An 18,475-nucleotide genomic window follows, 5' to 3' on the forward strand; every position below is an offset into this window, starting at 1 on the left:
GTCCCGTTTCGGCTGTGCGGGGCGGGAAAAGGATGGAGGAGAGCGCAAATGGCGGGACTCGGATTCTACGGCTGGCCGGAGGCATGCTGGATGGCGGCCGCCGCCCTCGCCCTGGACTGGCTGATCGGCGATCCGCGGTGGCCGACGCATCCGGTGATCTGGATGGGCCGCGCCGTGCAGGCGCTGGAAAAGCGGCTGCGGCGCAGGGATGGGCTTTCCGCCGCCGCGCTCCGTCGGCGCGGGCAGGTTCTCGCAGCCGCGGTGACGCTGGGCTCCTTGGCGGCGGCATGGCTGGCGGTAGCGGCGGCGCGCTTCGTGCATCCCTGGCTCGGCTACGCGGTCAACACGTGGCTGATCTCCACGACGCTCGCCGTCAAGGGGTTGAAGCAGGCCGCCGACCGGGTGGCGATGCCGCTCGCGGCGGGAGACCTGCCGGAGGCGCGCAAGTATGTCGGCTGGATCGTCGGCCGCGACACGGACCGGCTGGACGAGCCGGAGATCGTCCGGGCGACGGTCGAGACGGTGGCGGAGAACACGGTCGACGCCTTCGTCTCGCCGTTCTGCTTCGCCCTCCTCGGCGGCGCGCCGCTCGCATTCCTGTACCGGGCGGCCAACACCCTCGACTCCATGGTCGGCTACAAGAATGAGCGCTACCTCGATTTCGGCCGGGCCTCCGCCCGGCTCGACGACGCGCTCAATTACTTGCCCTCCCGCTTGTCCGGGCCGCTCATCGCTCTGGCCGCCTGGATGTCCCGCGACCTGCCGGTATCGGCGCGGCGGGCGCTCCGCTCGGTGCGTACCTTTGCCGGGCGGCACCCGAGCCCGAACAGCGGCATTCCCGAGTCGGCGGTGGCCGGCGCGCTCGGCGTCGAGCTGGGCGGCGTGAACATCTACTTCGGCGTGCCGAGCGAACGCGCCCGCATGGGGTGGCCGCTGCGGCCGCTCCGGCAGGAGGACATCCCGGCCAGCGTGAAGCTGCTGTACCGGACGAGCTATCTGCTGTTCGCTGCCGCGCTGCTGGCGGGAATCGGGCTTATGGCTCAAGGATAACGAGAACGAGATGCGAAGGAGACGGGCAACCATGCTGGAACAATACGGACACGGCGGCGACCTGCTCACCGCCCGGCAGCTATACGGGCGGGAGGAATTCGCCGACTTCAGCTCGAACATGAATCCGCTCGGCCCGCCGGAGGCGGTGGAGCGGATTCTGCGCGGGCCGGCGGATTGGATCGTCCGCTATCCGGACCCGGCGGTGCGCGAGCTGCGCGCGCGGCTCGCGGAACGCCACGGAATAGCGGAGGACTGCATCCTGGTCGGCAACGGGGCCGCCGAGCTGATCGATCTCGCGGTGCGCGAGATCCGGCCGAGGCTGACCGCGCTCGCGGCACCCTGCTTCGCCGAATACGGCGAGGCGGCGGTCAAGGCGGGGAGCGGAATCGCGGCGATCGCCCTGGCGGAGCAGGGCGGCTATCGACTGTCCGCCGGACAGGTGGCGGCGCTTGCCGGGACGGCGGGGGAGGGGACCGGCGAGGCATCCCGCGCAGCGTCCGCCGGGGCATCCAGCGTGGCAACCGGCGAGGCATCCCGCGGCGCTTCCGCTGGGGCGGCCGACGGAGCGACCGGCCGGACAGCGTCCGAGGATGGTGCGGCCGTCCCGGACCTGTGGCTGCTCGGCCATCCGAATAACCCCACCGGCCGGCGGCTGGACGCCGAAGCGGTGGCGGCGGCCCGGGCGACCGGCCGGCCGGTGATCCTGGACGAGGCGTTCATGGACTTCATCGAAGCGGCCGAGGAGGCGGGGACCGGGCGTAAGCCCGAATCCGCTGAGAAGAAAACCGCGGCAAGCGCGCCGGAAGCTACGGCGCGGTCGAAAGAAGCGGCCGAACCGAAAGAAGCGGCCGGATCGCATGAAGCGCCGCCGAATCCGGCGGCTTCCCTCATTGCGGCCGCGGCGGAAGACCCAAACCTGCTCGTCCTCCGGTCGATGACCAAATTCTACTCCATTCCGGGCATCCGGCTCGGCTACCTCGTCTCGCATCCGGAGCGCATCGCCCGGCTGCGTGCGCTGCAAGTGCCGTGGAGCGTCAACGGGCTCGCCCAGGCGATCGGCTGCGCCGTGCTGGAAGACGAAGCATTCGCCCGCCGCACCGGCGCCTGGCTCGCGGCGGAACGCCCCTGGCTGGCGAACGGGCTGCGCCGGCTCGGGCTGACCGTCTATCCGAGCGAGGTCAATTACCTGCTCGTGCGCTTGCCCGATTCCTCCGGCTGGACCGCTTCCGCCCTGCAGGCGGCAATGGGACGGAGGGGCTTGCTGGTCCGCGACGCTTCCCGCATGGGCGGGCTCACGCCCGGCCACATCCGCCTGGCCGTCAAGGCCCGGCGCGACCACGAGCGCCTGCTCGCGGCGCTGGAGGAGTGCTTGCGGCTCGGGCCGTCGCCGTCGGAGCCTCCCCAAGCCGCAGAGAGGAGGGAGCGCGGATGACGCTGCCCTTCATCGATGAATCGGCGGGCACCGGCCTGTTTCGGTCCGCCGTCTGGCCGGGCCTGTCGATCCGGCTGGACGGCGACTGCCTCTTGACGGAAGCGCCGGAACCGCTCGACTGCCTGAGCAGCGCCGTGTTCCGGGGCGGGCGGAATCCGGCCAGGCTCATCGCCAACTGGATGGTGCACAAGGATTACGCCGGACACGATCCGGAGGAAGACTGCCGCGCCATGCTGGCCGCGCGCGGCCATAATCCGCAGGAGGCCGTCGCCCTCCAGACGGCGGCCGTCCTGCGCCGCGCGTCCGTGGCCGAGGAGGCGGGAGACGGCTTCGCCCTCTGCGTCTGCACGACGAGCGGCACCCGCAACGCCGCCCGGGCGGGCTGGCCGCGCCAGACCTTCCCCGCCTACCGGGCGGGCACGATCAATACCGTCATCCTGCTTCGCGGCGCGGTGAGCGAATCCGCCCGGGTCGGCGTGTTCCTCACGGCGACCGAAGCGAAGGCCGCGGCGCTGCAGGATGCGGGCATCCTCGATCCGGAGAGCGGCCGGGCCGCGACCGGCACGACGACGGATGCGACCGTGCTGGCCGTCGGAAGCGGACAGGCGGGGGAAGCGGCGCCCGTTCATCTCTATGCCGGAACCGCCACCACGCTGGGCGACGCCGTCGGCCGGCTCGTCTACTCCACCCTGCGGGAAGCCATAGAAGCGGACCGCCGGGGAAACGCCGGCGGTCCGTACGATGCTTTATATCGTTAACGGCCGGCCCCGCTTCCCCCGAATCCCGCCCCGCGCGGTACCCGCTGCGAAGGCCGAGCGATAATCGACTCGTCCTATCGTGGCCTTTACAGATTAGCCTGCTTGAAATAGTTGCCCCAATGCGGCCGCGTGCCGTCCGCATCGGTAAAGTCATATTCCTCGGACAGCCCCCACGTACTGAGCGATTGGCCCGTTTTGGCCGCCACGTTCGGGTCGCCCGCCAAGGCCGCGATAGCCGCGCCGATATAGGCGGGCGTTTCCGAAGCGATGAAATGCGGGTCGATGCGGGCCGCATCGCGCCAATTGTCCTCGGTCACGCCGAAATGATCGAGCATCGACTCGGAGCGCAGAAACCCGGGCGTCACCGCCAGCGCCGTGATGCCGTGCGGTTTCAGATCGGCTGCCATCGCTTCGGCCAGATGAATGGCGGAGATTTTCGCCAGGCTGTAATAGAGGTTCCCCCGGTAATGATAGCCCACCCCGTCCGTGATCTCGACGATGAGGCCGCTCCCGCGAGCAATCATCAGCGGCGCCGCATGATAGCTCGTGATCAGATGCGAGTGAACGGCCTGCCGCTGAAGGAGCAGGCCATTCGCCAGCGAATGCTCCCAGAACGGCGTTTCCCATTCGCTCAGCGGATCGCCTCCCCACACATCGTTCACCAGGATATCGAGCCGGCCGTCCTGCTCCCGCTTCACTTGCTCGAACAAGGCGCATACATCCGCTTCGATCGTATGGTCCGTTCTTACGGCAATGCCGCGACCGCCCGCCGCGTCGACAAGCTCTGCCGTCTCTTCGATCGTCTCCGGCCGGTTCATGCTCGAAGGCATGCCCCGGACGCTGCGGCCGGTGACGTAGACGACCGCCCCCGCTTCTCCCAGCTTAACGGCAATGCCGCGTCCCGCTCCTCGCGTCGCTCCCGCCACGACGGCGACTTTTCCCTGCAACGGTTTTGACTTCATCGGGTTCACTCCTTGGCTTATGGTGGTGGGCTTGCAGGAATAACCGTATCACAACCAATAAGACATCCTTTGTCCTATTGCTGTGTTAGAATATCGGGGAGGAGGGAAGGCCATGCGTGCTGATCGGCTATTGACGATATTGCTGCTCTTGCAGGAAGGGCGAAAATGGACGGTGAAGGAGCTGGCGGAGCGGCTGGAGGTATCGGAGCGGACGATATCCCGGGATATGGAATCGCTCTCGGCCTCCGGTGTTCCGGTCTATGCAGACCGAGGTTACCGCGGAGGATGGAAGCTGGCGGAAGGCTACCGGACGGCGCTGAACGGAATGGGCGGGGAGGAGCTGAGGCTGCTGCTGCTCGCTCAAACATCCCGGCTGTTCGACGATTTGGGCATCCGCAAGCAGTCCGACCGGCTGCTCGATCGGCTGGCGGCGGCGGGGATCGCCTCGGCGGCGCGCCGCGAGGCGAATGCAGTCCAGGAAAAAATCCATATCGACGGAGCCGGCTGGAGTGAATCCATGGAGAATTTCCCGTATTTGCCGCTGCTGTACGATGCCGTCTGGAATGAGAAGTCGGTCGTCATCCGGTATGCGCGCGGGGAAGAGACGGTGGAGCGGGAGCTGCATCCGCTCGGCCTCGTGGCGAAGGGAAGCATCTGGTATGTGGTAGGAAGCGTCGGCGGCGAAATCCGCACCTACCGGGTCTCCAAAGTAACGGACGTCAAGGAGGGGGCCGCGCCGTTCGAACGGCCCGAGGGCTTTTCGCTGGCCGAGTACTGGGAGCGTTCCACCGCCGATTTTCGCAGGAGGCTGCCGAGCTACCCCGCGACCGTCAAGCTGAGAGACGCCTCCGCGATCCGCCGGCTGCGCTCCCTCCGGTACGTCTCGGTTCGAACGGTCGGAACGGAAACGGAGTGGATGACGGCCGACGTCGATTTCGAGACGCCGGAATATGCTTGCGGCGCGGCGCTGAGTCTCGGCAAGGACCTCATCGTTGTAGGTCCGCCCGAGCTGCGGCAGGCTGTGCTCGAGGCCGCTTGCGAAATTGCCGACCTTTATCGATAACGCGTGAAAGGAAGCGGGGGAATGCCATTTTTTCGTGCCGGGCTGCTCGCGTATCGGAATCTTGGGTAATTCCCTCCCTTGCGGGACATACCAAGGAAAGAATAGGAAGCATCGGCGGGCGGGCACCCGCTTGACAGGTTATTAGAATAAATATAAACTTAGATTAAGTTCAAATATAAAGGAGATGCGGCCAATGACTCGCAAGGGACAGTTAACCACGCCGCGCAAAACCGTACTTGAAGTCGTCTGTGCTTCCCACACCCATCCGACCGCTGCGGAGGTCATGGAGCAGCTTAAGGAGCGGGGGGCCAATTTTGCCTATGCGACTGTCTATAATTCATTGCGATATCTGACCGAGGAAGGCCTGATCCGCGAACTCAAGCTCGAGGGCGATGCCAGCCGCTACGACGGGTGCATGGAGACGCATCATCACATCGTCTGCACGAACTGCGGGCGGGTGGATGAGGTGTTTGCCGAATTTCCCGCCCAGTGGCTGGAGCAGGTTGCAAAGGAAACCGGCTACCGCGTGGATCAGGAACAAGTTCTATTCAAGGGGGTGTGCCCGCAATGCCGCAGCTTGAAAGCCGAGGAGTAACCGTTGCCGAGACCGCCGCAATGCCGGAAGGGTTCTACTGCACCACGACCCGCCGCATCGTCATCATCAGTCCCTATCCGGCCGGACTGCTTCCGCTCATCCATGAGATGACGGCCCGCTGCTACGACGTGCTGGTATTCCACAACGAGAACGATCCGGTGCTCGCCGTGCTGCAGGCCGACCTGTTCCTCTTGGACCGCACCATGGGGCTTCCGCTGGAGACCTTTCGGCTGAGGCAGCCCGCCGACGTGCTGGTGCTGGTGCCGAACGGCGACCGGAGTCCGGAGCGCAAGGGAGAGCCCGTCCAGGAGTGGCCGGCCGAACCCCGCAGCGTCCTCGCGCGGATGGAGGCAATCTTCGGCGAGAAGAGTCCGGTCAATCAGTGCGATCCCTATCAGCTTCGCGTAAAGGACTTGGTGCTCGACCTTCGGCGGATGACCGTCCATCGCGGCGATGACAAGATCGAGCTGACCAAGACGGAGTTCGACCTTCTGCGGGTGCTGCTGGAAGCCGACGGCGCGGTGCGGACCCGACAGGATTTCATGGAGCTGGTGTGGGGCGACGAATATTTTGGCGGCAGCAATTACGTGGACGTCCATGTCAAAAGCCTCCGGCAAAAGCTCGGCGACGATTCGAGGAGCCCGCGCTACATTGCGACGGTCCGGGGCGTCGGCTACCGGCTGGCGGATTGACGCATCCGACTGGCGAATGGACGCATCCGACTGGCAAATGGACGCATCCGATATCGCCCCTCTGCCTTTTCACGGCAATTTCATGCATCCTTCATCCGCTCTTCATGCAGGAAGAACCGGCGGGTGATAGGATTTTATTTAAACTCGATAATTATACTTAGTCTAAATTTCGAATTCATGCTTTCCCACAAGGGAGGAGATGCCTTATGTACAAATCGATCATCGTCGGTACCGGCCCCGCCGGACTTACCGCCGCCATCTACATGGCCCGCGCCAATCTGAGCCCGCTCGTGATCGAAGGCCCGCAGCCAGGCGGCCAGCTCACAACCACGACCGAGGTGGAGAATTTCCCCGGTTTTCCCGACGGGGTGCTGGGCTCGGAGCTGATGGACAACATGCGCAAGCAGGCCGCCCGCTTCGGAGCGGAGTTCCGCACCGGCTGGATCACCTCGGTTGACCTGTCGAAGCGGCCGTTCACGCTGAAGGTGGAGGGACATGGGGAGTTGACCGCGGAAACGCTGATCGTCTCCACGGGAGCCTCAGCCCGCTATCTCGGCATCCCCGGCGAGCAGGAAAACATCGGCCGCGGGGTCAGCACCTGCGCCACGTGCGACGGCTTCTTTTTCCGCGGGAAGAAGATCATCGTCGTCGGAGGCGGCGACTCCGCGATGGAGGAGGCGCATTTCCTGACCCGCTTCGCCTCCGAGGTGACCGTGGTCAACCGCCGCGGCGAGCTGAGGGCCTCGAAGATCATGCAGGACCGGGCTCGGGCGAACGCCAAGATCGGCTGGAGTCTGAATCGCACGCCGCTTGCGGTTCAGGCCGGAGACAAGGGCGTGACCGGGCTTAAGGTGCGCAACAACGACACAGGCGAAGACGAAATCCTCGCCGCGGACGGCATCTTCATCGCCATCGGGCATACGCCGAACACCGGCTTCCTCGGCGGCCAACTGACCACCGACGAGCTCGGTTATCTCGTCGTTCGTCCCGGCACGACCGAGACGGGGATTCCCGGCGTGTTCGCCTGCGGCGACGTGATGGACCGCCGGTATCGCCAGGCGATCAGCGCAGCCGGAACCGGCTGCATGGCGGCGATCGACTGCGAGCGGTTCCTGGAAGGCGTGAACGCCGAGGCGCTCGTCCTGTAAGTCCGGATTGCCTGAGGTTATACCGGCGCATCCGGCTTGGGGGAGCAGAGGTGCGGCATTTGGTAAAACCGGGCTTCCTGCGGTACGATGGAGAGGGGGCGGGAGTCCGCCCTTTCCGTTTTTTGCGGAAGCTCAGGACAGCGGCAGGGCTGCCGTCCGCCGGAAACAACTCATGGCGGATTCACAACCGCCGAAAGGATGGAGTAGGAGCATGGCAGGAAAGTTTTCCAAAGCGATTGAACCGGCTGCCGTCCAACGCCGGTTGGAACAAGAGCCCCTCTTCCTCGTCGATGTCCGGGAACCGGATGAATGGGAAGAAGGGCATATCGAAGGGGCGACGCACATTCCGCTCGGCGAACTGGCCCAGCGGCTCGGCGAGCTGCCCCGGGACCGCGAGCTGATCATGGTCTGCCGCAGCGGCAGCCGGAGCGGGCTTGCCTGCGAGTATATGGAATCGCTCGGCTACGATGTGGTCAACATGACCGGCGGCATGACGGCTTGGCCGGGCAAGATCAAGAGAGGACGCTAGATAGAAGGAAAGCCGCTGGGCGCAGGATGAAGCAGGCCGCGCCCAGCGGCTTTTTTGTCGTTCCGACGGACAAGGGCGGTCAGAACCGGCCTTCGCCTACGTCTTCCCTTCGCCAGCGCCCGGCCTTCCGTCGCCGGCTCAGAGCCGGGCAAAGCCCTTCAGATAGAGCAGGTTGTTGATCGCGATATCCGACTTCCAGGCCAACCGGCTGATGGGCCATTCCTCCTCGAAGGCGTCCCACGACCACGTAACTGGCCAGCTGCCGTCCGCTTGCTGCGTCCGTTCGAGGAAGCCGCACTCGAATTCGCTAAGCTCGCGGTTATCGGCATAGAACGGACTCTGCGGGGAGCGCACAAATCGCGACGGCCGGCAGACATAACCGGTCTCCCACTGGGCGGTGTCGGCGGTCAGGCTGTACCGGACTTGCTCATGCAGCCTCGCTTGCAGAGCGGAAAGCTCAAAGGGCAGGTCGGTCTCCGCCCGCTCGGCATATTCCATCAGCCGCACGTAACAGAGCGCCGTATGCATATCCGCAAGAAGCCCCTGGGCGAAATAAGCCTCTACGGCTTCTCCGGCGATCCTCTTTGCCGTTTCGAACAGCTCGCTGCCGGGATCGGCATACACCAGGGCAAACCCGGCCAGACTGGCGGTCGGGTTATACGAATGATGGCTGGAGCTCTCGCTGCCTTTGCGCCACCAGGGCGCATGGGGATAATCGTTGTTGGAGGCGATCACAGCGGCCCAGCTCTGCCCGTCGAAATCCCGGCCGCTGCCGAGGTAGCGCAGGATTCCCTGGACGAGCGGATGCTTCTTGTCCGTGTGTCCGATCTCCAGCAGCAGCTCCGTGGCGGTCCAGGTTTGCATCGGGGACGAGTTCGGATTCCAGGAATCCGGCTCCAGCGCATGGCCGAAGCCGCCGTCTGCATTCTGGTAGTCCGCGAGCGCATCCAGCACGGCTTCGCGGGGACCGCCTTCGAAGTGATACCGCCAGCGGGCGTAATCGAGCGGCCGGGCCGCCCGGGCAAAGAACGGTTTGGCTTTTTCCAGAGCGTTCATGGGCTGTTCCTCTTTTCGCGATTAAAGTAGGTAGAGCTTGCGGAAAAACAACAGTGCTTCCGGACTGACGGCTTCCTCCAGCCGCTGCCGCGCCAACCGGCGGGCGGCGGTGAGGGGCAGCGCTTCCGGCTCGATGTTGCTCTCGCTCATCCAGGTCTCGGCCAGAGCGTACGAGACGCTGCTCCAGCCGCTCGGCCGGCCGTCCGCCTGATAACGGACATGGGCACCGGTGACGACGACGTCCATCGCCTCCTGAAGCGCGCGGATGCCCCGCTCGTAGCCGGCCTTGCTCTCGCGGGCCTTCATGCCGGCGGCGGCTCTCAGCTCGCGCGTGTCGATGCGCCCGGAGGCTTCGATCGTCTCATAGAGGACCAACGCTTCGCGGGGCAGGAGGCCGTCGCGGTACCGATCCCGGACAGACGCTCCGCGGGAGGCGGCGGTCTTGAGGAGCGGGAACAGATCGGGCGCGATCAGTACGGACTTGCCGCGGAAGAATTTGCCGTAGGCGGCATCTCCGGCGGCGGGAAAGCGCACCCGCCACGTCCAGGGATCGCTCTCTTCGCCGGTGTGCCACGCCTCCGGCGGCGTGCAGGCGGCGAACGAAGGGTGATCCGGCACAGCCGGAGCGAGCGGCAGTATGCCTAAGTCTTGAACGAGCTCGCGGGCTTCCTCGTACGTGGTGATGCGGGGTGTCGTTGACAAGGGGGAAACCTCCTTCAATTGAATGGCTGGTGCATGAGACGAATGGGACGAACGGGCCTTCGGTCCGGCAGTCTCACCCATCCGAGGGCGAACCGTCCGGGTCTGCGCCTTCCGCTGCATCGGCTTCATAGCGGCGGGCCACCTCGGCGGCCATCCGGCGAATGTCCGCCCGCAGCCGGGCGGGCTCGAGCACCTCGGCCTCGGGGCCGAGCCCGTAGAAGAAGCGCACCGCCCATTCCCATTCGGCGGCGGGAAGGCGAAAGTCGGCCTCCCAGGCGTCGCCGCCGGCCGGAGCGACCGATTCGCCGATGTGCCGGTCGCGCTCCACCTGCAGCAGGCCCCGCCATGTCAGCCGCACGCGGATTCGCACCGGCGGGCGGAGATCGGCGGCGGGCGCGGGCGCCGGTGCGGGCGGAGCCGCGACCGGCTTCAGCCCGTCCATGCGGTCGACGCGAAACAGCCGCTGCTCGCCGTGCGTCCAGGAATAGGCCTCGCAGTACCAGAAGCCGTGCGAGGCATAGATGCGCTCCGGGCGCAGCAGCACGGTCTTGGCCCCCGACCGGGAGCGGTAGGCCACCTCCAGGCAGCGCTCCCCAGCGGCATGGCCGATCAATTCGGAGAGCAGGGGCGTGCGGTAGTGCCGTTCCGGCACATCCAGATCGATCCGGTCGAGAACCGGCTGGAGGGCGCTCAGCATGTCCGCCGGAAGCAGGGCCGTCAGCTTGTTAAGCAGCGTCCACCGCTCTCGGTTGAAGGGCGTATCGGGATAGCTGCGCAGCGCCTTGGTGGAAAAGAAGAGCGCCAGAGCCTCGCCGGCGTCAAGCTGAAGCGGAGGCAGCCGGTAGCTGTCCATCAGGCGATATCCGCCGGCCGGCCCGCTCTCGGAGTAAAGCGGCACCCCCATCTCCGAGAGCATCTGCATGTCGCGGATGATGGTGCGGGTGGACACTTCGAATTTGGCGGCCAGGCTGCCGGCCGTCTCGTTGCGCTGCTGCAGAGCCAGGATCAGGGCGATCAGCCGGTCCTGTCGCTTCATGCGCTCCGCCTCCTCTGAACCGTCTGGTTTCATTATAAACGCATATCGGTGACAGCTTGAGTGTCACGGTTAATTCCGGCGCAGAATCGCCGCCGCTTCCGCCAGCACCTCTTCGCGGGCGATCAGCCGCTTGTCCCGGCCTGCGGCCAGTTCAAGCCGGCCCGCGGAAGTGTCCTTGCCGACCGTCAGCCGAAGGGGCAGGCCGATCAGGTCGGCGTCGTGGAATTTGACGCCCGGCCGCTCTTCCCGGTCATCCAGCAGCACTTCGTACCCGGCCAGCTCCAGCTCGGAAGAGACCTGCTCGGCCAGCTCCCGCTGTTCCTCATCGCGCGGGGCGAGCAGCAGCAGGTGAATTTGGTACGGGGCCACGGCCGCCGGCCAGTTCAGGCCCGCATCGTCGGCATGCTGCTCGGCAACGGCGGCAAGCAGCCGGGAGACGCCGATGCCGTAGCAGCCCATGAGGACCGGACGCTGCTTACCGTCCGCTCCAACCGCCAAGGCATTCATGGCGGCGCTGTACTTGGTGCCGAGCTTGAACACGTGGCCGACCTCGATGCCCCGGGTCGCCGAGAGCGGCTTGCCGCAGCGCGGGCAGGCGTCCGCCGCCGTTCGGCCCTCCGCCGCTTCGACATTGGCGCCGTAGCCGCAGGCCGGGCAGACCAGCAGCGTGTCCTCGCCGGATTCGGCGAGCGCCATGAACTCGTGCGAGCCGCCTTCGCCTCCGATGGGACCGGAGTCCGCTTCCACGGCGAGCGCCTGCAGGCCGATCCGGCGAAAGATGGTTTCGTAGGCGAAGCGCATACGCCCGTAGGTTTCCTCCAGACCGGCTTCGTCGGCATGGAAGGAATAAGCGTCCTTCATCCGAAATTCCCGGCAGCGGAGCAGCCCGTAGCGGGGCCGCCGCTCATCGCGGTACTTGGTATGAATTTGGTAAAGTGTCACGGGAAGCTGCCGATAGGAGGTCAAATCTTGGCGGATGAGCGCCGTCACGACCTCCTCATGCGTCGGGCCGAGGGCGAAGCCGCGGCCGTTGCGGTCGGCCAAGCGGACGAGCTCCGGCCCGTAGGCGGAGGCTCTGCCCGATTCCTCCCACAGCTCCAGCGGCTGCAGCGTCGGCATCAGAATCTCCTGGGCGCCCGCCGCATCCATTTCCTCGCGGACGATCGCTTCCAGCTTGCGCAGCACCCGCAGGCCGAGCGGCAGGTAGGTGTAGACGCCCGCCGCCAGTTGGCGGATGTAGCCTGCCCGCAGCAGCAGCCGGTGGCTCTTCGCCTCGGAGTCGGCCGGGGCCTCCTTCAGGGTGGGAATCCATCCTTCGCTTTGTCTTTGTCTCATGGGGGTTCCTCCTCTTCGAATCGAGAATAAATAACGCGCCTTCATCCGCAAGGGACGAAGGCGCGTTCGTGGTACCACCCAAATTCAACCCGCCGGCGGCTGCCGAGGGTCCTTTGACTTCGGTAACGGGGCGTTGACCCCGGCCGCGGATACTCGAATTCCCCGCGGCGACTACCGGAGGGGAGGCAAACGGACGGGCGCGAAAACCTCACAGCCAAGGGTTTTCTCTCTGAAGAGCCCGGGTTCCGGTTGCCTGTGTTCCGGATGATCGTCTTTTCACGTTGCTTAAGTTTTTCATTACGTTACCAGATGGCGGTTGTTCCAGTCAAGGGGGAAAAGGAAAGCGCCCGGGCGGCCTATAGGCGAAGCGGACTTCCGGAAGAATCAGCAGGGGCGCGGGGACGGCAGAACGCCGCCGTATGGACCGTCGGCCTAGCAGGAACGCGGCATGGACCGGTGCCGGAGGATGCGGCAGGGTTTGCAAAACCCCGCCGGTTGCGGCATCATAGTAGCGATGAACGACGGCAATTTCCACACCTGAAATCGAAATCCCTTGGGGATTTAAGGAGCTGGCAAACATGGCGGATCACCGCATACAAACGTACACCGATGCTTTTGAAATGGTGGAATTGACGGAAGAGAGCACGGATTCCTCCGTTATCCTCTGTCCGGAACGGGGGGGAATCGTCACCTCGTTTCGCAGCCGCGGCCGCGAGCTGTTGTACCTGGACCGGGAAACCCTCCTCGATCCGGCGGCGAATGTCCGCGGCGGCATCCCTGTGCTGTTTCCGATCTCCGGTCAACTGCCGGGAGGCGAATACGTCTGGGAGGGACAGTCCTACCGCATCCGCAACCATGGCGTCGTCCGCAATCGTCCCTGGAGGGTCGTTGGCACCTCGACGGAGGATGGAGCAGCCGTCACCATTCGGATCGCAAGCGATGCCGGAACGCAGGGCGAATACCCTTTTACCTTCGAGCTGACGTTTACCTACCGGCTTCGGAACGGGGCGCTGCGGATCGAGCAGGAGTACGCGAACCTCTCGGAGCGCGCGATGCCGTTCTACGCCGGGCTTCACCCTTATTTCAACGCCGCGATCGGACCCATTGCCTACGAGACCGACGCGACCCGGCTGCTCGATCTGAACGACGGTGCGGAGAAGCCCTTTTCCGGCACGCTCGACCTGAGCGGCGCGAAGGAATCGGCGGTGCTGCTGGATGCGCGCGAACCCATGATTTCCTTCGCTGCCGATGAAGGCGCCCGAGTAGCCCTCCGCTACAGCCCGGAATTCCGGTATATCGTCCTGTGGACCGTGCCCGGCAAGCCCTTCATTTGCGTGGAGCCGTGGATGGCGAAGAACGAAGAGATGCTTCGCGGCGACGAGCTTGCGCGGCTCGACCCGCAAAGCCGGCTTCGCCTCTTCGTCGAGATTTCCGGCGAATCGGTCCGGTGAACAGCCGCCGTTCCCGATAGGAAGACTTTTTGACTTGAACCCACCTCTTCTTTCGCGATATTATTATTTGATAGAGATTCATCGAATCGCAAGGAGGAGGATTCGGATACCGTGAGCTTTTCGAAGAGGCAGTTTCTGGGGTTTGGCCTGATTCTCGCCATGCTGTTTATTCTGTTTGCCATCATCATTGTCATGTTGAGTTCGCTGAAGGGGGATTTCGACGAGATTACCGGAGACCGTTACGGCAAAGTCGATATCATCACCGACATCCGATCGAATATTTACCAGATAGATAGCCAAATGGGTCTGGCTCTGGCCGACACCGGACGCGCACGGGCTCATCTGGATACCGTGCAAAAGAGCAAGCAGGAAGTGGTGGAGGAGATCGCCACCCTCAAGCAGCTTGTCAACACCAGCCAGGGCAAGGGCATCCTGTCCGTCCTGGAGAGCCGGACGAACGATTATTTTGCCGCCCTGCAATCCTTCTCCGCCAGCCTGACCGACGGAGACGGATCGAGAGCGCGCGAGCTCTATTTGTCGCAGGACCAGATGGTGACGGCTCCGATTGCCGAGACCATTGAAGAATTCGAAGCCTTCCAGAAAAATCTCGTCGATCAGCGGATGAGCGCCTATGAGAACCGGCATAAGTTGACGGTAAGCCTGATTCTCGGATCAGGTGTGCTGTTCCTGCTGTTGGGCATTCTCATCGCCTTGTGGGTGATCCGCAGCACCACCCGCCGCCTGCGCGAGGTGAAGGATACGCTGTATCAGGTCGATGTGGCGAGCGCTTCGGCGCTGCCGTCCCTCGACGTAGCCGTCCAAGACGAGATCGGCGACATCTCCGCCGCCTTCAATCAGATGATCGTCCACTTGGAGAAATACCGGACGAACGAACGGTTGTACAACGCCCGGATGGAGCAGCAGAATCTTCTGCAGACTCGGCTGGCCGAGGTCTCGGAGCTGTACCTCCGGCTGTCCGATACGCCGGCGCTGGCCGAGCGGTTGATCCGCAAGGTGACGCCCATGCTGGAAGCGGCCTTCGGAGCTTTCTACCTGGCCAAGGGCCATCAGCTTCACAAGTTGGCCGCTTACGCAGACCAGGGAAATCCGGCGGGAGAGGACATCGTCGCCTTTGGTCAGGGACTCACCGGGCAGGCGGCGGTCGAGCAGCGGATTCTTCGCCTTAACGAGGTGCCCGATTCTTACATTCGCGTCTCCTCGGCGCTCGGATCGGCTCCGGCGCGTTCCATTCTGGTCGCCCCCGTCGTCTATCAAGGGCGAACCCTGGCCGTGCTGGAATTTGCCTCGCTCGGCGAATTCGGCGAGCAGGAGGAGGAGCTGGTGGCCCGCATCCTCGAGACGCTGGGCATCACCATCGACAATGTCGAAGGCCGGATGGAAGTGGAACGGCTGTTGGTGGAATCGCAGACCTTGACCGAGGAGCTCCAATCGCAATCGGAGGAGCTGCAGACGCAAGCCGTCGAGCTGCAATCCCAGTCCGAAGAGCTGCAATCGCAGTCGGAGGAGCTGCGCATCTCCAACGAACAGCTGGAGGAGCAGAACGGTCTGATTCTGGACCGCGCCCGCGAGCTGGATCAGATTCGCAAGGAGCTGGAGAGCCGCAACGGCGAGCTGGAGCTCAGCTCGCGCTACAAGTCGGAATTCCTCGCCAACATGTCGCATGAGCTGCGTACGCCGCTGAACAGCATTCTCATCCTGTCGCAGATGCTGATGGAGAACCGTCAGGGACATCTGAACCCGGACGAAGAGGAATATTCGCGGACGATCTACCAGTCGGGCCGCGATCTGCTGGCGCTGATCAATGACATCCTCGACCTGTCCAAGGTGGAGGCGGGCAAAATCCAACTGGATATCGGCGAGGTCAGCCTGCGCGACCTGCCGTCCAGCCTCAAGTGGAGCTTCCTGCCCCAAGCGGAGAAGAAGGGACTCGCTTTCTCCGTCGAGGTGGCCCCGGGTCTTCCGGAGGTGCTCAATACGGACGAACAGCGCCTGCAGCAGATTCTCAAGAACCTGCTGTCCAATGCCGTCAAGTTCACCGAGAAGGGCTCCGTGGGCCTAAACATTTACCGGCCGGACGAAGCCGAGCTCGGCCGGACGCTGCCTTGCGGTAAGCGGGGCGACGAAGGGCTGCGGTTGACCGCCGACCCGTTCGGAGACGGCGCAGGCGAAGCGGCGTCCTGCTGCGAGTTCATTGCCTTCGCCGTCCGGGACACGGGTATCGGCGTCCCTTGCGACAAGCAGGCGCTCATCTTCGATGCCTTCCAGCAGGCGGACGGCGCCACCAGCCGCAAGTATGGCGGCACCGGCCTCGGGCTGTCCATCTCCCGGGAATTTGCCGGGTTGCTCGGCGGCTTCATCGCCATGGAGAGCGAGGAGGGCAAGGGAAGCACCTTCATCCTCTATTTGCCGGTTAGCTACAACGAAGGAATGGTGCAGCGGATCGCGGCGCTCGGCGGCGTGGAAGCAGCGGCCGAGCGGATGGCGGCGGCCGCTGCCGAATCGCTCACGGCGTCGGTCTCCGGACGGGTTCTGAACGAATCGGCGGAGCCTATGCCGGACTTGGCGGAAGCCTCCCAGCCGGGAACAGCCATGGCCGAGCATCTGCTTAAGGACTCGGCTTCGCCGCTTCCCGAGAATGAACGTTTCCGCGGCAAGCGGGTGCTGATCGTCGACGACGATGTCCGCAACGTGTTCGCGCTCACGGTAGCGCTGGAAAACCAGGGTATGGTCGTCCATTCGGCGATGAACGGCCGGGAGGCCGTCGAGGAGCTGATGAACAGCGCCGCTTACGATTTGGTGCTGATGGATATCATGATGCCCGAGATGGACGGATACGAAACCATGCGGACCATTCGCGGCGAGCTCGGTCTCGACAAACTGCCGGTGATCGCCCTTACTGCCAAGGCGATGAAGAACGACCGGGAGAAATGTCTGGAGGCGGGGGCTTCGGATTACATCAGCAAGCCGCTTAACCTGGAGCAGTTGTTCTCCCTGATGAGGGTATGGTTGACCTCCTGAGAAGCGGGCTGCCCGATCGACAGCAAAAACGACGCTTTCCACTGCCCGAGCGGAGGAAGCGTCGTTTTTTTGGGGAGGGCGGCGGCAAACGGCCGTCCAATAAAATAACCCGAACATCCGCACACTCGTGAACGTCGGGCGGCAGCTTCGGATTGCCAGTCTTGCTCATGATAGTTGAGGTTTCTCCCGGGAAGGCCGGTACCATTCCGTGTCCCCGAGCAGGATTTCGACGCAGCGGTCGACAAGCCGGGAGGCCCGCTGCACCTGCTCCTTGGGATTGCCGGGCGGGTCCAGGAAGTTCATGATCATGCCGTGCAGCATGAACAGGTAAATGCGGTAAAGCGTCTGGGCAGCATCCATGCGCTTCGCCGGCAGACAGCCGATCACCGCTTCCCGCAGCCGGGAAAAGATGCGGCCGCGCAGCTTGTCGCATTCCTCCGGCTCCTCTTCGGCAGCGGGCTTGGGAGGCGCGCCCTGGAAGAGGATCATCGTGGCGCTTCGCTGAAACAGACAGAACGCGACGACTTCTGTGCTGACGAGCCGAAGCCGCTCAGTCGCACTCAGCACCGGATCGGCCATCAGCTCCTCCAGCTCGGCTTCAAGCTGCTCCAGAAGCGGACAAGCCATCTGGCGCAACAGGTCTTCCTTGTCCTTATAGTACATGTAAATCAGAGTATGGGAGCAGCCGGCTTCCTTGGCGATCTCCCGCATGGTTACCCGGTTGAAGCCCTGGCTGGAAAAGAGCTTGCCGGCTGCGTCCTCAATGTTCTTTTTGGTGACGATTCCCTTCGAAACCCGCATCCGCATCCACCCGCTCTCACCCGGAATCCAACCAATTCCCTGGACTCTGTCTCTAACCATTGGTTGCTTCGTTTTATCATACTGGGAGAGCAAAAAGGGTGTCAATAAAATATTTAGCGAATTAACACTTTAACGCAATAAAAAAATCCATTCACGGCAACAAAAACTCGTTTTCACCTGACGGGACGAGCGTTTGGGATGGATTGTCCTATAGTATATAATAGAACCGGGAAAAGGCAATTGTTTTTTTTCTAAACGAAAGGGGAACTGCTCATGGAAGCCTTGCTCGTGATCGATTATACGGTTGATTTTGTAAATGGGGCGCTGCCGGTCGGCCAGCCGGCGGAGGCGATTGAGGCCCGGATCGCCGAGCTGACCGAGGAGCATCTGAAACGCGGCGATCTGGTGGTCATGGCCGTTGACCTGCACGAAGCCGACGATCCGACTCATCCCGAGAGCAAGCTGTTCCCGCCTCACAATATTCGCGGGACGGCCGGCCGCGAGCTGTTCGGCCGATTGAGGGCCGTCTACGAGCAGAACCAAGACCGCATCCTCTGGATGGACAAAACCCGCTACAGCGCCTTTCACGGCACGGCCCTCGCGGACGAACTGAAGAAACGCGGGATCTCGCGGGTGCATCTCATCGGCGTCTGCACCGATATCTGCGTCCTGCACACGGCCGTGGACGCGTACAACCTCGGCCTCAAGATCGTCGTCCACCCTTCGGCGGTGGCTAGCTTTAATTCGGCGGGCCACGATTGGGCGCTGCAGCATTTTCAAGGGAGCCTGGGAGCGGAAGTTCGCGACTGAGACCGGGCCGTATCTG

The 18,475-nt window shown here is 63.9% G+C and carries 17 protein-coding genes; 11 read left to right on the forward strand and 6 right to left on the reverse strand.

The genetic code is table 11. The features are described 5' to 3' along the window. The first annotated feature begins 48 nt into the window (after positions 1-48). The 3 genes from cbiB to ACSEXS_RS00625 are packed head-to-tail and all read left to right on the forward strand — an operon-like array spanning position 49 to position 3,240. Entirely contained in the window at positions 49-1,050 is a 1,002-nt protein-coding gene (gene cbiB, locus ACSEXS_RS00615; RefSeq protein WP_438431249.1) for an adenosylcobinamide-phosphate synthase CbiB, read from the forward strand. A 31-nt stretch (positions 1,051-1,081) separates the two neighbouring features. Continuing rightward, positions 1,082-2,482, forward strand: a complete 1,401-nt coding sequence (locus ACSEXS_RS00620; protein WP_438431250.1) for a pyridoxal phosphate-dependent aminotransferase — start codon at positions 1,082-1,084, stop codon at positions 2,480-2,482. Next, on the forward strand, positions 2,479-3,240 hold the full coding sequence (locus tag ACSEXS_RS00625) for an adenosylcobinamide amidohydrolase (protein ID WP_438431251.1): 762 nt from the start codon (positions 2,479-2,481) through the stop codon (positions 3,238-3,240). The genes ACSEXS_RS00620 and ACSEXS_RS00625 overlap by 4 nt, the downstream gene beginning before the upstream one ends. An 86-nt stretch (positions 3,241-3,326) precedes the next feature. Here ACSEXS_RS00625 and ACSEXS_RS00630 read toward each other — a convergent pair whose 3' ends face one another. Continuing rightward, the gene (locus ACSEXS_RS00630) at positions 3,327-4,202 is read right to left on the reverse strand and encodes an SDR family oxidoreductase (protein WP_438431252.1); all 876 of its coding nucleotides are present in this window, start codon (positions 4,200-4,202) and stop codon (positions 3,327-3,329) included. Between the two features lie 112 nt (positions 4,203-4,314). Here ACSEXS_RS00630 and ACSEXS_RS00635 point away from each other — a divergent pair, with 112 nt between their 5' ends. From ACSEXS_RS00635 to ACSEXS_RS00655, 5 genes are all read left to right on the forward strand, one after another. Next, the gene (locus ACSEXS_RS00635) at positions 4,315-5,265 is read left to right on the forward strand and encodes a helix-turn-helix transcriptional regulator (RefSeq protein ID WP_438431253.1); all 951 of its coding nucleotides are present in this window, start codon (positions 4,315-4,317) and stop codon (positions 5,263-5,265) included. Between the two features lie 193 nt (positions 5,266-5,458). Further along, positions 5,459-5,860 carry a Fur family transcriptional regulator gene (locus ACSEXS_RS00640; protein WP_438431254.1) on the forward strand — a complete coding sequence of 134 codons (402 nt, stop codon included), beginning with the start codon at positions 5,459-5,461 and terminating at the stop codon, positions 5,858-5,860. Beyond that, positions 5,833-6,552, forward strand: coding sequence for a winged helix-turn-helix transcriptional regulator (locus ACSEXS_RS00645; protein WP_438431255.1), 720 nt, complete (start codon positions 5,833-5,835; stop codon positions 6,550-6,552). Before ACSEXS_RS00640 ends, ACSEXS_RS00645 begins: the two co-directional genes overlap by 28 nt. Positions 6,553-6,758: 206 nt before the next feature. After that, positions 6,759-7,700 (forward strand): thioredoxin-disulfide reductase, encoded by a 942-nt coding sequence (gene trxB, locus ACSEXS_RS00650; protein WP_438431256.1) that lies wholly within the window; start codon positions 6,759-6,761, stop codon positions 7,698-7,700. Between the two features lie 211 nt (positions 7,701-7,911). Then, positions 7,912-8,229, forward strand: a complete 318-nt coding sequence (locus ACSEXS_RS00655; RefSeq protein ID WP_438431257.1) for a rhodanese-like domain-containing protein — start codon at positions 7,912-7,914, stop codon at positions 8,227-8,229. A gap of 138 nt (positions 8,230-8,367) precedes the next feature. Here the strand turns inward: ACSEXS_RS00655 and ACSEXS_RS00660 are convergent, their stop codons facing one another. The 4 genes from ACSEXS_RS00660 to proS all read right to left on the reverse strand — a co-directional run bounded on the left by ACSEXS_RS00660 (position 8,368) and on the right by proS (position 12,358). Further along, positions 8,368-9,285: a hypothetical protein gene (locus ACSEXS_RS00660; protein ID WP_438431258.1), complete on the reverse strand. Its 918-nt coding sequence runs from the start codon at positions 9,283-9,285 to the stop codon at positions 8,368-8,370. 21 nt (positions 9,286-9,306) lie between these two features. Then, the gene (locus ACSEXS_RS00665; RefSeq protein WP_438431259.1) at positions 9,307-9,987 is read right to left on the reverse strand and encodes an AlkZ-related protein; all 681 of its coding nucleotides are present in this window, start codon (positions 9,985-9,987) and stop codon (positions 9,307-9,309) included. Positions 9,988-10,060: 73 nt separating this feature from the next. Continuing rightward, positions 10,061-11,023 carry a helix-turn-helix transcriptional regulator gene (locus ACSEXS_RS00670; protein WP_438431260.1) on the reverse strand — a complete coding sequence of 321 codons (963 nt, stop codon included), beginning with the start codon at positions 11,021-11,023 and terminating at the stop codon, positions 10,061-10,063. Between the two features lie 69 nt (positions 11,024-11,092). Beyond that, positions 11,093-12,358 carry a proline--tRNA ligase gene (gene proS, locus ACSEXS_RS00675; protein ID WP_438431261.1) on the reverse strand — a complete coding sequence of 422 codons (1,266 nt, stop codon included), beginning with the start codon at positions 12,356-12,358 and terminating at the stop codon, positions 11,093-11,095. A 578-nt stretch (positions 12,359-12,936) separates the two neighbouring features. On the opposite strand from proS, the gene ACSEXS_RS00680 reads away from it, so the two are divergent. Both ACSEXS_RS00680 and ACSEXS_RS00685 read left to right on the forward strand, forming a co-directional pair. Then, on the forward strand, positions 12,937-13,809 hold the full coding sequence (locus tag ACSEXS_RS00680) for an aldose epimerase family protein (protein ID WP_438431262.1): 873 nt from the start codon (positions 12,937-12,939) through the stop codon (positions 13,807-13,809). A gap of 111 nt (positions 13,810-13,920) precedes the next feature. Then, the gene (locus ACSEXS_RS00685; RefSeq protein ID WP_438431263.1) at positions 13,921-16,848 is read left to right on the forward strand and encodes a response regulator; all 2,928 of its coding nucleotides are present in this window, start codon (positions 13,921-13,923) and stop codon (positions 16,846-16,848) included. Between the two features lie 165 nt (positions 16,849-17,013). On the opposite strand, the gene ACSEXS_RS00690 is transcribed toward ACSEXS_RS00685, so the two are convergent. After that, complete coding sequence (locus ACSEXS_RS00690; protein ID WP_438431264.1) at positions 17,014-17,649, reverse strand: TetR/AcrR family transcriptional regulator; 636 nt, start codon at positions 17,647-17,649, stop codon at positions 17,014-17,016. 273 nt (positions 17,650-17,922) lie between these two features. Between ACSEXS_RS00690 and ACSEXS_RS00695 the strand changes: the two genes are divergently transcribed. Beyond that, a complete protein-coding gene (locus tag ACSEXS_RS00695) occupies positions 17,923-18,459 on the forward strand; it encodes a cysteine hydrolase family protein (RefSeq protein ID WP_438431265.1) in 537 nt (178 codons plus the stop codon). Positions 18,460-18,475 lie beyond the last annotated feature (16 nt).

It is taken from the genome of Gorillibacterium terrae (assembly GCF_051594785.1).
GTDB lineage: Bacteria > Bacillota > Bacilli > Paenibacillales > NBRC-103111 > Gorillibacterium.